The following is a 12,554-nucleotide window of genomic DNA, read 5'->3' as shown; positions in this document are numbered from 1 at the left end:
GCCGACAAAACCCCAGTTGCGCCATCCATACACGATGGATATCCGAGCAGTGCGCAGGTTTTGTCTCATCCTCTTCCCCGGCCCCTCATCGAGTCGGACCGGAAGACTTGCTGCCGGAATTCGCCGGCGCATTTGCTTTTGTGCAAGGAGGTATCGTGAAAACAGCCATTGTGTCCACACTCGTATTGCTGATTTCCAGCGCAATCGCCCCGGCAGTGCATGCCCAAAGCGATTCGCAGGTCACTGACCAACAACTCGTCCATAACGTGCGCGTCGCGGCTGCGCGCGCCGGCGTCGGGATGTCTCATGTAACTGTCTTTGCCCGGTCGGGACAGGTCTCGCTGATCGGATGGGTGCAACAGCGAGAACATGTCGCGCTTGCCGAACAGAGTGCGAGGTCGGTGCCCGGTGTCACCTCGGTGGACAACTGGCTGGCGCCCGACGGTGGCTCGTTGAACGCACGTTGAAATCAAACCAGAGCGCCGCGCGGTCGACGCTCGAACCGACCGCTCGCGCTTTTCTGTCCGCATTCCGTGCGATGCGCCGGTATATAGCGTGTCGCGCTCCAATCGCCAACGCCCGTGCGCGCCGCACGAGAAAGCGCCAACGGCACAGGGCTACGTTCGACCAGATTGCCCATGGCGCCACGTCGATTGCATCGTTGAATAAGTCAGGTAAACCCCGCGTAGCGATCGCTACAGTCGTTGCTTAAGATTCTTTGTTACCGGTACCGTTATAAGAAGGTAGAAAGCGCTTTCAAAGAAAAACCCTCACGTCAAGGAGACAAAAGATGCGCACTCGACGTACCTCGGTACGCCTGTTCTACATGGCCGCGACGCTCTGTTCGGCGGTCTGGGCCGCAGGCTGCATGAGCAGCCACACGCCGCTCGCTCACGACGGTCCGCCGCTTGCAACGGCGCCCGCGGAAGCACCGCCGCAATTGAGAAGCGTGATGGCCGCGCACTTCAAGGTCGGCGCGGCGATCGAGCCGGACTCGATAACCAGTCCCGCCGACGCCGCGCTGCTGGCCGCGCAGTTTTCCAGCCTGACCGCTGAGAACAAGATGAAGCCGGGCACGATCGGTGTCGCGGAAGGCAAATACAACTTCGTGCCGGCTGACGAGATTGTCGCGTTCGCGCAGGCACATGCCATCGCGGTGCGAGGCCACACGCTCGTTTGGCACTTCAAGAGCGGCGACTGGACAGAAGCGCCGGACTGGTTCTTTGCCGGCGACCCCAACGATCCGCACTATCGCGACATCGTCGCGGCGCGGCTGCGCCGATATGTAACAGACGTCGTCACACACTTCCGTGGCAAGGTCTATGCGTGGGACGTGGTCAACGAAGTCATCAGCGACGACCCGCATCAGGTCGATCGTGAAGACAGTCCGTGGTATCGCGCGCTAGGCAAGGACTACATTGCGATCGCGTTCCGTGCGGCACGGGCGGCGGACCCGAACGCCAAGCTCTATATCAACGACTACAACACGGACGATGCGGGCAAACGTGCGAAGCTGCTCTCCGTGATCCGCAAGTTGCGTGCTCAGGGCGTGCCGATCGACGGCGTCGGGCATCAGATGCATATCAGCGTCAACTGGCCGCCGCTGCCGAACATCAAGCAGGCTTTCGACGATGTCGCGGCGCTTGGACTCGAGAACCAGGTAACGGAGCTTGACGTGAGTCTCTATACCGACTCGGGCGAATGCTGGAGCAATCCGCATGCATGTCTTCCCGATCTCGGCCAGCCGGTGCCCAACGACGTGATGCGTGCACAGGCGCAGCGCTATCGCGCGGTGTTCGATCTGTTCGAACACGAGCCGAGCATTAAGGCCGTGACGCTGTGGGGCTATTCGGACAAGCATACATGGCTGACTTCGACGCCGGTGCCGCGCACCAATCTACCGCTACTCTTCGAAGCCAATCTGCAGGCGAAAGCGGCCTTCTGGACGATCGTCGATCCGTCTTATCAGCCGTAGCTCACACGAGAACCGGGCCCGTGGTCGGCGCGGGCACGCTCGGCTCGAATCTCGACCGGCTACGGCGCATCGGACCCAATCTCTTCGGGCTCGGGTAACGCGTCGGCCGTTTCGTCTGGCAACTCGGCGGCGGTTTCGTGAGTTCGCTTAGGTAACCTGATGACTGGACCCGGCATCTTGCCAATGCCTTCGTTGATACGTTGCAACACATAAGGGAAGAACAGATTCGATGTGATCCGGAACATCGAGTCGAGCGTGAGAATCAGCGTGCCGCGTTCGCCGCGCGGTGCGAGCGTGCCGAGGTTCTCATTGAAATCTTCCTTGTCGTTCGGTGCGATGCCATAAAGCGCGTCCGTTATCGGGAACGGAATCGCGACGTGTGATAGGGCGGTTTCCGAGTAGGTGAGGAGGTCGCCCCCCTCACCCCTCACAGTCCCGGACGAGCCCAATTAAGGCATCCGGTTCTTCATCGTGCAGATTCGCTCACGATTTTGCGTAGCTATGGACAATCCGAGGCTGCGGCAGCGGAAATAGTTTGAGTATTCCTGCAAAGGCAACCCATGGCAGAGAGCGTTTGTTCGACCTTCGCGATAACCACTTTCGCCAGATGCGTGCGACCTGGTACGGCAGGGTCGCCAGGCGCTCATAGTTCCCGCTGATGCCGAAGTAGGCATAGTGCCCCTTGAGCATCCGACACAGACGCCGGTGCTGATCGCGAAGCGGCCTGGTCCGCATACTACGGCAAACCTGGTTTATCGTTTTAAGCGTACGCGCGATGCGATCTTTGGCGGTTAATTGCCGCACCATGGCCCGGCCCTTCTCCGAAGTCACCCACACGTGGGTGAATCCGAGGAAGTTGAAGGTCGTGGCCAACGGCTTCTGGTCATCATCGTGGCCGAATTGCGGTTGGAAGCGGAAATCAATCATCCGGGTTTTGTCCGGATGCAATTCCAGGCCGTACTTGCCCAGTCGCTTTTCCAGCACCCGCATGACTCGTTCCGCATCGTCTTTGTGCGCGAGTATCACGACAAAGTCGTCCGCGAAACGAACCAGGGTGCTCGGACCGCGAAGGCGCGGTTGCACCTCAGCAGCAAACCATTCGTCCAGAACATAATGCAGAAACACGTTGGCGAGGCAGGGTGAAATCACCCCGCCCTGGGGGGTACCGGAATCAGGATACGTTAGCTGGCCATCGTCCAGTACGCCCGCTTTCAGCCACTTGTCGATCAATCTTCTTACCACGCCATCGGTGACTCGTCTGGCGAGAAGCTCTCTCAATTTGGCCCGATCGATGCTGTCGAAGTATTTCCGAACATCAACGTCGAGCACCCACTGTCCACCACGATACATAACTCCCTTCCACACAGAACGCAACGCCTCGTGAGCACTGCGACCGGGTCTGAAGCCAAAGGAGCAGTCGTGAAAGTCATGTTCATAGATCGGCTCCAGAAGCATGACGATGGCACGCTGAGCCACCTTGTCTTCGAAGGAAGGAATACCGAGCCCGCGACGACCGCCGTCCGCCTTGGCGATGAAATGCCGACGGACCGGCTGCGCGCGGTAGCGGCCTGACTTGAGCCGGTCGACTAGCCCGAGAAGATTCTGCGTAAGATTCACCGCATAGTCCTCTCCAGACTGCCCATCGACGCCGACTGCACCATCCTTACGCGTACAGTCGTAGGCATACCTCACCCACTCAAAGTCGATGTTGTGATTTAACGAGGTGAACGCCATCTCGGGATTACTTCTCGCCAGCATGGCTATTCGTTCCTGTTTCGTTGACACGCTTTCAGGTTTCAAGGCACCTCCGTGTTTCCCACGAACGATTCTGCAACGACGACGCCCCCCTTTCCATCGACCGGGTCCGCCTGAGCGGCGTTCCCCGGCGTCATCAGTACTACGAGGGCGCTAAGACTTCCTGTGTCGAATACGAAGTCGCTTATGGATTCGCTTCTTCGCTCCAATCCTTCTTCTCCACGTTTTGCTCCCTGCGGCGGAGAGGTCCGCAAGGTATGGCCCGGTTTATATCGCCCCGTGCCTCAGGGCCGCACAAGATTGGTCGAACACAGGACCTCCCAGGTTCCTGGGGAATCCATCCTCGTACCTTTGCCCTGCTCTCAGACCCCGGTCGGCCTGGCGAGCCTCACCATTACGGCTCACACAGTGCAGTCCCCAGTATTTGAAAAGTGAAGACACCAACGGTTACTTCATATCGAGGCTCAATCACACGGCTTAAGTACCCGCTGCCTACGCTTCAAGTAGTGCGTTACCGCACTCGCATGCAAGGCTTGCTTCCGGCTGGTGGTTAGCCTTTGCCGGGAGGGAGTCGAACCCTCTGGATTCCAATGACTGGTTTCCGTCACATGACTTCCTCCAATCCCAGGCTTCGCCTGGCGCTATCAAAGGTGAAGCGCAACACAGCGGTCAGTGAATGGAAGCATCCGGTAGAGAAGCGGCGGCGAGGCTGGCAGCAAAGATTTCGAATGGCGAATGAAACGCATGGGTGGCGCGAGGTCTGCTGTTGAGGCTATCCGCGACAGCGTTGAGGTCTTCCTGGCTGTAGACCGAGAGGTGATTCAGAACAGGTATTTATTAGGGCCGGCTTGCTAGCCCGTATGTAGCCTCAATCGAATTAACCGGAAATTCGCACGAAAATCAATGTCACCCCGGACAGCACTGGATTCCGTCGTCACGACGGTTTGGTCGTGGACTGCGGTCTATATTCGGACTAAAATCAGTCCGATCTATGTTCATTGCAGGACTACACCATGAAATTTTCGTCTCAGATCAAACCGATCAGCTACCTCAAAAGTCATGCTGCGCAGATTGTCAGCGAGATTGCGGAGAGTCGCCAGCCGCTGCTGATCACGCAGAACGGCGAAGCGAAACTGGTGGTCATGGACGTGCACAGTTATGAGGAACAGGAACAGACCATGGCGCTCCTGAAAATTCTCGCGATGGGTTCGAAGGAAATCCAGCAAGGGAAATTCAGGGCCGCTGAGGACGTCTTCGCCGATCTGGACCGGCCCGAATGACGCATCGGGTTGTTATCCTCGGGTCCGCGGAAGACGACATTCGCGAGATCCGGCGCTATGTCGTCAGCCAGTTCGGGCAGATCACGTGGAGCCAGACTTACTCGACCCTCAAACAGACGATTCGCCGGTTGGCCGATTTCCCTGATTCCGGCAGTCGGGTCGACGAGTTGCGTGAACTCAATATGACACAGTTTCGGCAGGCAATCTCCGGCTCGAACCGGGTGATTTATCAGATTGCAGATGAGATGGTCTATGTCCACATAGTGTGCGATTCGCGCATGGATCTCACATCCCTGCTTCATCGGCGGCTACTTCGATCTGCCTAGTTCGCGGCTTGCTCTACGAGTTCGGCGTTGTGTTGCCGCAAGGCCGGCGTGCATCGATCGAGGCTGCCAGGGCCGCGCTGGCGTCTCCGGCTGACCAGTTGCCGGCCATGCTGGCAGACAGCCTGCAGGATCGACTCTCGCGACCTCGCGCGCTCGACGAGCTAATCGCACGGATCGAACAGCGCATTCTCGAATGACGCCGTAACAATGACGCATGCGGACGCATCTCCGGGATTCGCGCACGTCCACGACGATTCACTGATTCGGCTTCGTGCGGCCTTCGAACGGAACGTTCAGCGTACTGCGCACAAAGCTGTTACCGCCATCCGCACCGACCATGCAGGCCGCGCGAATCGTGATGCATTGGCCGCTCGCATCGCGCGCGGATAGTCAATGATCTGCTCAAGCTTCTCGATGAGCGGGACGCTCACCCCTGCAGGCCGAGACGATTGGCGATCATCAGGCCGACGGGGCCAGCGCCGATGATCACAACGTCGGTCGAAACGGTGTGAGGCTGCCAGCCGTTCGCGCTCTCCCGGGATTGGGTGTTCATGTGCCCCTTTCGTGACCGGCAAGTATCGCGCTCTCGTCACGTTGATAATCGCTGTTCTTTCTTGTCGTGAAGCGAAGCGCGTTCGTATGTCCGATGCCTGTCAGGTTTCTGTCTCGCGACGGTGCCGCCCGACCGGTCGGTGACCGGTCGACGCAAGGCCCGTTTGCCTGGCTCGCGTCAGCCCGCGTCCACCGCGCAACGCCGGATTCGCGCAAGAAGCACCGTCATCGGCCGGCGATCATGCACACTGCTGTCGCCGTCACCACGAGCTTGTCTTCCTGCCACAGCTCCCCGTTGACGTTGCACACGCCGCGCCCCCTGCGCACCAGCGTCGCCCGGCCGTGCAACCTGCCGGGCTTTGCCGGCCGCAGGTACGTTGTGTTCAGGCTGAGCGTCGCGCAGTGCTCGCCTTCGGCCAGGGTCGAGGTGACGAGCGTCGCCGTGACGTCGTCGAGCATCGCGGACAGGATGCCGCCCTGCACCTGCCCCGCCGGGTTCAGGAACGCCGGTGCACCGATGTACACGGCTTCGAGCGTGTTATCCCGCAGCGACAGAAACTCGCCGCCCAGCGTCGTCGTAATGGGCGGTAGCAATCCGCTCTTGCCGTAAAGCCGCTCGCGAAGCTCGCCATCGTTGATTTCCATAAGTCTCCTACCTCCGTCTCGGGGCCGCTGCGAAATCGAATCCGTCACGACCGTTGTGTCTCATCCTGTCTATTCGCCGCGAAAAACGGGCTTGCGCTTTTCCTTCCATGCGAGCGCGCCTTCACGCAGATCACGCGAAGCGTCCGCCTGGACGACGTCGCGCTGAAACTCGTCGGCGTCCAGGGTGCCCGTCGCGATCCGGTTCAGGTGCTTCTTCATGCCGAGCAGTGCAAGCGGCGCCATGCCGGCCAGCTCGCCGGTCAGGCGATCCACTTCGTCGCGCAACGCTGCGGGCGCCACAACCGTATCGAGAAAGCCGCAAGCTTGCATCTGCGCTGCGTCGAATGTTGCCGCCGTGAGCAGTAGCTTTTTCGCTACGTTCAATCCAAGCCGCGACACATAGCGCCGCAGCCCGCCCCGATAAAACAGCAGGCCGAGCCGCGCAGCCGGCACGAACATCTGGCTCGTCTCGACTCCGACGCGGAAGTCACACGCCAAGGCAAGATCGGTTGCTCCGCCGTATACGCCTCCGTTGATTGCGGCAATCGTCACGGGTCGTGCCTGCTCCAGTTCGCTCGCGAGCGCCTCGAAGCTCGCCCCCACATTGCCGTCAGCCACGCTGCCAATGTTGAATCCGGCACAGAACTGCCGGCCTGCAGCGCGTAGCCGCAACACGAGCACTTCGCGCCGCGCGTTCACGTCACGGATGAAGCCGCGCAGCGTATCGAGATCTGCCGGCTCGAGCCGGTTCGCCATGTCGGGTCGGCGCAGCGTGATCGTTGCGATCGGACCCGTGATGGTCAGTTCCGGCGCAAGGCCGGGCGAATGGGTGGCGTGTTTCGAGGTCATCGTCGGGTCAGTGGAAGTTGTAGATCTGCATGGTCGTCTCACCTGCTTCGATGCGCTTGCAGATCGCCGCTTCGTCGATTTCGCGCTGCGCGGCCCTGGCGACCACTTCTGCCGCACGGGCACGCGGTACCGCCACCACGCCGTCGCGGTCGCCGACGATGAGGTCGCCAGCCTCGACAGTCGTGTGGCCGAGCAGCACCGGCGCATTAAGCCAGCCAATCGCGCCATAGTCCTTGCCCGTGCCGCGAATCGACAGACCGCGTGAGAACACCGGGAAGCCGATCTGGTCCAGCAGGTCGGCATCGCGCACGCAGCCGTCGATGACGAGACCCGCGAGACCGCGCACCTTGGCCGCCGTAGTCATGACCTCACCCCAGTAGCCATGGTCGTACGCGCCGTTCGTGTAGACCACGAGCACATCGCCCGGCTTGGCCGCGAGGATGGCACGGTGCAGCCAGAGGTTGTCGCCGCCCGGCGAATGCACGGTGAACGCCGTGCCGCAGATCCTGAAGCCCGGCGCGACCGGCTTGATCGAAGTCGGCAGCACGCCGATCTTGCCGCCGGCCTCATGCAATGCGGCTGCCGGAACGTTACGCGCGGCTTCGACGACCTTCGCGTCGACGCGCTCGAAATCGAGACGGGTCGTGCTCGCCTGATCGTGTTCCTTGATGGCGCTCATGCTCACTTCCCCCGGGTCTGCAGTTGGTGGTACTTGAACTGCTTGCGCGCCTCGTCGAGACGCATGCCGCCACGGCAGGCCTCGCGGATCGCTTCTTCAGCGCTGTGAATCGTTTCAGCGGCGTCGAGCACGGCGTCCTCGTGCTCGCGCGGGATGACGATCACGCCGTCAGCATCGCCGCGCAGCAGGTCGCCCGGCGCGACACGCGCCTCACCGATGTTGACCGGCACGTTCACGGCTTCGACCTGCACGCGGTCCTTGCCGGTACGCATCCAGTGGTCGCGGCTGAACACAGGGTAACCGAGCTTCAGGCACAGCGCGACGTCGCGGCACACCCCGTTGATCACGGTGCCGGCGATGCCGCGGCGGTGCGCGATCTCGGTCATGATGTCACCCCACACGGTGGCGTCTTCACGGCCACTGTTGTCGAGCACGACGATGCTGCCGACCGGCACGTCGTCGATGAAGTCGCCCACGGTGCCCGGCGGGTTCGAAGCCGGACCGTATTTGATCGTGAAGGCGCGACCGGCGGTGCGGAAATCGGTGCTGCGCGGCTTGATCCTGTAGCACTGGCCAACGATGCCGAGCTTGTCGAGCGCGTCGGAGAGGGTCGCCGTATCGAGCTTCGCTGCGCGCTCGACGTTCTTGTCCTGAATCGTCACGGTATGAATTCCTGCGTGTTTTCTGGGTTTGTCCGGATGCCGCCTACTTGAGCATGTGCTCGTAGTTGCCGCCCATCACCTGCCCGACCGGCGTGCCGGCCAGAATCGCCTTGGCCATCGCGGCCTCCTTGTTGACGATCATTTCGGCAACTTCCAGCACGGCTTCGATGTCGGCTGCGCGAATGAAGATCACGGCGCTGTTGTCGGCCACGATGTAGTCGCCGGCTTCCACGCGCACTTCGCCGATCTGCACCGGAATATTCGTGCCCTTCTCGACCACGCGGCCGCGCGCGGTGCGCGCCGTCGTCGAGCGGCTGAACACCGGCAGCTCGTAGGCCACGGCTTCGTCGATGTCGCGCACCGGACCGTCTGCGACCACACCGGCCACGCCGCGCACCTTCGCCGCGAGCGACAGCAGGCCGCCCCAGCAACCGGCTTCCACGCCGCTACGCTGTTCAATGACGATCACGTTCTCGCCGTCGGCCTGTTCAACGGCCGTGCAGCCAAGGTGCACCGGCGGTCCCGGGGGCGCTTCGCCCCTGTCGAGCTTGACGGTGATCGCGCGGCCCGCGATGCGGCCTGCACCGGCGCGTTGCGGCAAACCGCTCACCACGCCGCTCAGCTTGAGTTTGTCGAGCGCGTCCGACACGGCGCAGCAATCGAGCCGGCGCAGGCGCTGTACGTTTTGGTCAGCCATGATGTGTTGTACTTTCCTGATAGAAACTTGAAGTGCCATGCGAGCGCCCCGCCCTGGACGGACAGGGCTGCCGCGTTCAGTCGCGCGTATGCCAGGCCGCAAAAGCGAGGCCCGTGCCGGTCAGGGCCGCCGTGCGGTAACCGGGCACGTAGGTGACCCATTCGAGGTCGAGCGACTTCAGTGCCTCCACGCCGATGATCCAGTTGCGGATCTCCGAGCTGCCAGCCTGCAGCTGCTTCGGATCGAGCGCGGCCAGCCATTCACTGTCCTTGCGGCGGATCGCGTCGATGATGCCGTTGTCGAGTTCCTCGTCCACGACGAAGTGCGACAGGCCGCCCGAAGCGAGCACGCCCACGCGCAGGTCTTCCGGATACGACTCGATCAACTCGCGCAGCGCACGGCCGAGCTGGATGCAGCGGCGCGGCGTGGGCTGGTTCGGCGGATCGAACGTGTTGATGATGACCGGGATCACCGGCAGGTCGAGACCCTGCATATAGCGGCGGTGAATGAACGAGAACGCATGGCCCTCGTACTGGTCGCGCTCGAGACCGTCCATCGCCGTGATGTCGAAATCGCGGTCGCACAGCTCGCGGATCAGCCAGCGCGCCATGTCGGCCTTGACCGGATAGTGCACGTCGGCATCCGGCTCCTGGCGCATCGTGCGCGCCTTCGCGTACCAGCTTTCATTCGGGCTCGACACGCGCTTCGCGTTGCGGATCGTTTCACCGTAGTAGATCGCGAAGGCCGGATTGCTGGTCGTGCGAAACAGCTCGGTCTGGTCGTCGCCGACCACAAGCAACACGTCGAGCTTCGCCGTGCGGATACGCTCGCGCAACTCGTCCATGGCCGCTTCGGCCTGATCGTAGCGCTCGCCCATCTTGTCGGCCGTCACCATCGCCTCGGAATCCGTCGGGGCGATCTTGAGCAGCGCGTCATAAGTCGTGGGGTTGCCGAGGCGATCGAAGTAATACGGATTCTTCGGATCGACCTGCTTGAAACCATGCTGCCAGTCTTCGCGCTGACAAACCAGCATGATGCTGTGCGATGAACCGAATCCGGCGACCAGTCGTGCCATTTCGTCTCTCTCTTCAATACCTGCCGTTAATGCGCGTCAGACCACGAAGGCCGAGCGCCACTGCTCAATCTGTCGATCGTCGTAGCCAAGCTCGTTCAGGATCGCCTGCGTGTGCTCGCCCTGCTCCGGCGCGAGTCGCGGCGTCTGCGCGCGCGGATAGCGCGAGAGACGGAACGGCGTGCCGACGAACGACACTTCGCCCTTGCCCGGCACGTTGGCCGGCCACGCGATACCCAGATGCTTGACCTGCGGATCGTCGAATACTTCGTTAACCTTGTAGATCGGGCCGCACGGCACGCCGACCTTGATCAGCAGCTCAGTCCACTCGCGCGTGGTACGCGTGATGAACACCTCGCCGACCGCCTTGTTGACCGCGTCGCGGTTTTCGACGCGCGCCGGGTCCGATTCATAGCCAGGCTGGCCGACCAGGTGCTGCAGGCCGAGCGCCTCGCACAGGCGCGCGAACATCGAATTGCCGATCGCGGCCAGGTTCAGGAAGCCATCTCTGGTCGGGAACACGCCGGTTGGCACCGTGAGCGGATGCTCGTTGCCGACCTGCTGCGGCACCTTGTGGTCCACGAGCCACTGCGCGGCCTGGAAGTCGAGCATCGCGATCTGTGCTTCGAGCAGCGAGGTCTGGACCCACTGGCCCTCGCCCGAGGCTTCGCGTTCGAGCAGCGCGGTCATGATCGCCTGCGCGCAGAAGTGCCCCGAGCACAGGTCGGCAATGGGGATGCCGACGCGCATCGGACCTTCGCCCGGCTTGCCGGTCAGGCTCATCAAGCCGCCCATGCCCTGCGCAATCGAGTCGAAACCGGGCCACTTTGCATACGGGCCGTCCTGGCCAAAGCCCGAAATGCTCGCGTACACAAGACGCAGATTGACGGCACGCAAGGCTTCGTAGCCGATGCCGAGGCGATCCTTGACGTCGGGGCGGAAGTTCTCGATGAACACGTCGGCGCCCTTGACCAGCTCGCGGAGAATCTCGAGGCCGGCCGGGTCCTTCATGTTCAGCGTCAGGCTTTCCTTGTTGCGGTGCAGGTTCTCGTAGTCGGCGCGGTTATGGTCGCGGCCGCCGATCATGTCGTCACCGCCCGGCGCGCCAGGCGGGATCTCCAGCTTGATCACGCGCGCGCCCATGTCCGCGAACACACGCATGGCCGTGGGGCCCGCGCGTACGCGCGAGGCGTCGATGATCGTGAAACGCGACAGCGGACCTTTCTTCGGATCGTGGCGGCTGTGCTGTTCCCTGAAATTGGCTGACATGCCTTGTCTCCTCTGTCGACCAGAGTTGGCGCTTCAGCGCCTTACTCTGGTCCCATGCAACGTTAGTTGCGGTCGACCAGAGTTGGCGCTTCAGCTGTCGACCCGAGTTCGCGCTTTAGCGCGCTACTCAGGTCCCATGCACAGCACTTACTCTGGTCCCATGCAAAATGGCTGCTCTGGGTTTCGTTCAGGCCGGCGTAAACATCGGCACCGGGTATCCGCCCTCGCTCGGCTTGAAGACGAGCTTCACGCGCTGGCCAATCTCGAGCGCTGCGGGATCGCAGTCGACCAGATTGGTCAGCATCGTGACGCCCTCGTCGAGCGTCACGTACGCGAGGGCGTAAACATCGGCACCGGGTATCCGCCCTCGCTCGGCTTGAAGACGAGCTTCACGCGCTGGCCAATCTCGAGCGCTGCGGGATCGCAGTCGACCAGATTGGTCAGCATCGTGACGCCCTCGTCGAGCGTCACGTACGCGAGCGTGTAGCGCGCCTCGTCCTTGCCCGTCGTGCTGAACGAATAGACCGTGCCCAGGCCGTTCGTATCGAGCCATTCGGTGTTCGAGCTCATGCAGTGCGGGCAGATGTCGCGCGGGTAGTAATGCGTTTCGCCGCAGTCCTGGCAGCGCTTGATCAGCAGGCGGCCTTCCTTTGCGGCTTCCCAGAATGGCTTCGCCTCGGGCAGCACGCGCGGCGCGTGGATGCGACGCGGGCCAGCGGGCTTCGCGGCGGGTTGGGCAGCAGGCGTGGCGCCCTGAGCCGGCGCGTCGGTAGTCGGTTGGGTCGTGCTCATG

The 12,554-nt window shown here is 62.0% G+C and carries 16 protein-coding genes and 2 pseudogenes; 5 read left to right on the top strand and 13 right to left on the bottom strand.

Annotated elements, in window-relative coordinates; all coding sequences use genetic code 11:
• Nucleotides 1-155 precede the first annotated feature (155 nt).
• Both B0G77_RS42685 and B0G77_RS42680 read left to right on the top strand, forming a co-directional pair.
• Complete coding sequence (locus B0G77_RS42685) at nucleotides 156-467, top strand: BON domain-containing protein (protein WP_133667865.1); 312 nt, start codon at nucleotides 156-158, stop codon at nucleotides 465-467.
• Between the two features lie 323 nt (nucleotides 468-790).
• Nucleotides 791-1,975, top strand: a complete 1,185-nt coding sequence (locus tag B0G77_RS42680; RefSeq protein WP_133667864.1) for an endo-1,4-beta-xylanase — start codon at nucleotides 791-793, stop codon at nucleotides 1,973-1,975.
• 59 nt (nucleotides 1,976-2,034) lie between these two features.
• Here the strand turns inward: B0G77_RS42680 and B0G77_RS42675 are convergent, their stop codons facing one another.
• The 3 genes and pseudogenes from B0G77_RS42675 to B0G77_RS45170 all read right to left on the bottom strand — a co-directional run.
• Entirely contained in the window at nucleotides 2,035-2,424 is a 390-nt protein-coding gene (locus tag B0G77_RS42675; protein WP_243751536.1) for a hypothetical protein, read from the bottom strand.
• Between the two features lie 34 nt (nucleotides 2,425-2,458).
• Nucleotides 2,459-3,775, bottom strand: a complete 1,317-nt coding sequence (gene ltrA, locus B0G77_RS42670; protein WP_208116495.1) for a group II intron reverse transcriptase/maturase — start codon at nucleotides 3,773-3,775, stop codon at nucleotides 2,459-2,461.
• 624 nt (nucleotides 3,776-4,399) lie between these two features.
• Nucleotides 4,400-4,546, bottom strand: a pseudogene (locus B0G77_RS45170) (IS30 family transposase); the annotation flags it as partial.
• Nucleotides 4,547-4,743: 197 nt separating this feature from the next.
• Here B0G77_RS45170 and B0G77_RS42660 point away from each other — a divergent pair.
• From B0G77_RS42660 to B0G77_RS42650, 3 genes are read left to right on the top strand one after another with little or no spacing between them, the layout of a single operon-like run.
• Nucleotides 4,744-5,010: a type II toxin-antitoxin system Phd/YefM family antitoxin gene (locus tag B0G77_RS42660; RefSeq protein ID WP_133667863.1), complete on the top strand. Its 267-nt coding sequence runs from the start codon at nucleotides 4,744-4,746 to the stop codon at nucleotides 5,008-5,010.
• Entirely contained in the window at nucleotides 5,007-5,336 is a 330-nt protein-coding gene (locus tag B0G77_RS42655) for a type II toxin-antitoxin system RelE/ParE family toxin (RefSeq protein WP_133667862.1), read from the top strand. Before B0G77_RS42660 ends, B0G77_RS42655 begins: the two co-directional genes overlap by 4 nt.
• 8 nt (nucleotides 5,337-5,344) lie before the next feature.
• On the top strand, nucleotides 5,345-5,533 hold the full coding sequence (locus B0G77_RS42650) for a hypothetical protein (protein WP_243751535.1): 189 nt from the start codon (nucleotides 5,345-5,347) through the stop codon (nucleotides 5,531-5,533).
• Between the two features lie 61 nt (nucleotides 5,534-5,594).
• Here B0G77_RS42650 and B0G77_RS42645 read toward each other — a convergent pair.
• The 10 genes and pseudogenes from B0G77_RS42645 to B0G77_RS42600 form a co-directional block, all read right to left on the bottom strand.
• Nucleotides 5,595-5,889: pseudogene (locus B0G77_RS42645) on the bottom strand (FAD-dependent monooxygenase); the annotation flags it as partial.
• A 224-nt stretch (nucleotides 5,890-6,113) separates the two neighbouring features.
• Entirely contained in the window at nucleotides 6,114-6,533 is a 420-nt protein-coding gene (locus B0G77_RS42640; protein WP_133667861.1) for a PaaI family thioesterase, read from the bottom strand.
• A 69-nt stretch (nucleotides 6,534-6,602) separates the two neighbouring features.
• Nucleotides 6,603-7,382, bottom strand: a complete 780-nt coding sequence (locus tag B0G77_RS42635) for an enoyl-CoA hydratase/isomerase family protein (protein ID WP_133667860.1) — start codon at nucleotides 7,380-7,382, stop codon at nucleotides 6,603-6,605.
• 7 nt (nucleotides 7,383-7,389) lie between these two features.
• Nucleotides 7,390-8,061 (bottom strand): 4-carboxy-4-hydroxy-2-oxoadipate aldolase/oxaloacetate decarboxylase, encoded by a 672-nt coding sequence (locus tag B0G77_RS42630; protein WP_133667859.1) that lies wholly within the window; start codon nucleotides 8,059-8,061, stop codon nucleotides 7,390-7,392.
• Between the two features lie 2 nt (nucleotides 8,062-8,063).
• The gene (locus B0G77_RS42625; protein ID WP_133667858.1) at nucleotides 8,064-8,723 is read right to left on the bottom strand and encodes an RraA family protein; all 660 of its coding nucleotides are present in this window, start codon (nucleotides 8,721-8,723) and stop codon (nucleotides 8,064-8,066) included.
• Nucleotides 8,724-8,766: 43 nt separating this feature from the next.
• Nucleotides 8,767-9,420 (bottom strand): RraA family protein, encoded by a 654-nt coding sequence (locus B0G77_RS42620; RefSeq protein ID WP_133667857.1) that lies wholly within the window; start codon nucleotides 9,418-9,420, stop codon nucleotides 8,767-8,769.
• A gap of 76 nt (nucleotides 9,421-9,496) precedes the next feature.
• The gene (locus tag B0G77_RS42615) at nucleotides 9,497-10,495 is read right to left on the bottom strand and encodes a protocatechuate 3,4-dioxygenase (RefSeq protein ID WP_133667856.1); all 999 of its coding nucleotides are present in this window, start codon (nucleotides 10,493-10,495) and stop codon (nucleotides 9,497-9,499) included.
• A 36-nt stretch (nucleotides 10,496-10,531) separates the two neighbouring features.
• A complete protein-coding gene (locus B0G77_RS42610; protein WP_133667855.1) occupies nucleotides 10,532-11,761 on the bottom strand; it encodes a CaiB/BaiF CoA-transferase family protein in 1,230 nt (409 codons plus the stop codon).
• A gap of 187 nt (nucleotides 11,762-11,948) precedes the next feature.
• Nucleotides 11,949-12,065, bottom strand: a complete 117-nt coding sequence (locus B0G77_RS43975) for a hypothetical protein (protein ID WP_279571402.1) — start codon at nucleotides 12,063-12,065, stop codon at nucleotides 11,949-11,951.
• A gap of 20 nt (nucleotides 12,066-12,085) precedes the next feature.
• The gene (locus B0G77_RS42600; protein ID WP_133667854.1) at nucleotides 12,086-12,553 is read right to left on the bottom strand and encodes a Zn-ribbon domain-containing OB-fold protein; all 468 of its coding nucleotides are present in this window, start codon (nucleotides 12,551-12,553) and stop codon (nucleotides 12,086-12,088) included.
• Between the last annotated feature and the right edge of the window lies 1 nt (nucleotide 12,554).

The sequence above is a fragment of the Paraburkholderia sp. BL10I2N1 genome, assembly GCF_004361815.1.
GTDB lineage: Bacteria > Pseudomonadota > Gammaproteobacteria > Burkholderiales > Burkholderiaceae > Paraburkholderia.
This window is presented reverse-complemented; position numbering and strand designations above follow the sequence as displayed.

Excerpts from the sequence above, each read along its gene's own strand:
- B0G77_RS42680 (WP_133667864.1), top strand. The coding sequence starts at position 791 with ATGCGCACTCGACGTACCTCGGTACGCCTGTTCTACATGGCCGCGACG.
- B0G77_RS42660 (WP_133667863.1), top strand. The coding sequence starts at position 4,744 with ATGAAATTTTCGTCTCAGATCAAACCGATCAGCTACCTCAAAAGTCAT.
- B0G77_RS42655 (WP_133667862.1), top strand. The coding sequence starts at position 5,007 with ATGACGCATCGGGTTGTTATCCTCGGGTCCGCGGAAGACGACATTCGC.
- B0G77_RS42640 (WP_133667861.1), bottom strand. The coding sequence starts at position 6,533 with ATGGAAATCAACGATGGCGAGCTTCGCGAGCGGCTTTACGGCAAGAGC.
- B0G77_RS42635 (WP_133667860.1), bottom strand. The coding sequence starts at position 7,382 with ATGACCTCGAAACACGCCACCCATTCGCCCGGCCTTGCGCCGGAACTG.
- B0G77_RS42630 (WP_133667859.1), bottom strand. The coding sequence starts at position 8,061 with ATGAGCGCCATCAAGGAACACGATCAGGCGAGCACGACCCGTCTCGAT.
- B0G77_RS42620 (WP_133667857.1), bottom strand. The coding sequence starts at position 9,420 with ATGGCTGACCAAAACGTACAGCGCCTGCGCCGGCTCGATTGCTGCGCC.
- B0G77_RS42615 (WP_133667856.1), bottom strand. The coding sequence starts at position 10,495 with ATGGCACGACTGGTCGCCGGATTCGGTTCATCGCACAGCATCATGCTG.
- B0G77_RS42610 (WP_133667855.1), bottom strand. The coding sequence starts at position 11,761 with ATGTCAGCCAATTTCAGGGAACAGCACAGCCGCCACGATCCGAAGAAA.
- B0G77_RS43975 (WP_279571402.1), bottom strand. The coding sequence starts at position 12,065 with ATGCTGACCAATCTGGTCGACTGCGATCCCGCAGCGCTCGAGATTGGC.
- B0G77_RS42600 (WP_133667854.1), bottom strand. The coding sequence starts at position 12,553 with ATGAGCACGACCCAACCGACTACCGACGCGCCGGCTCAGGGCGCCACG.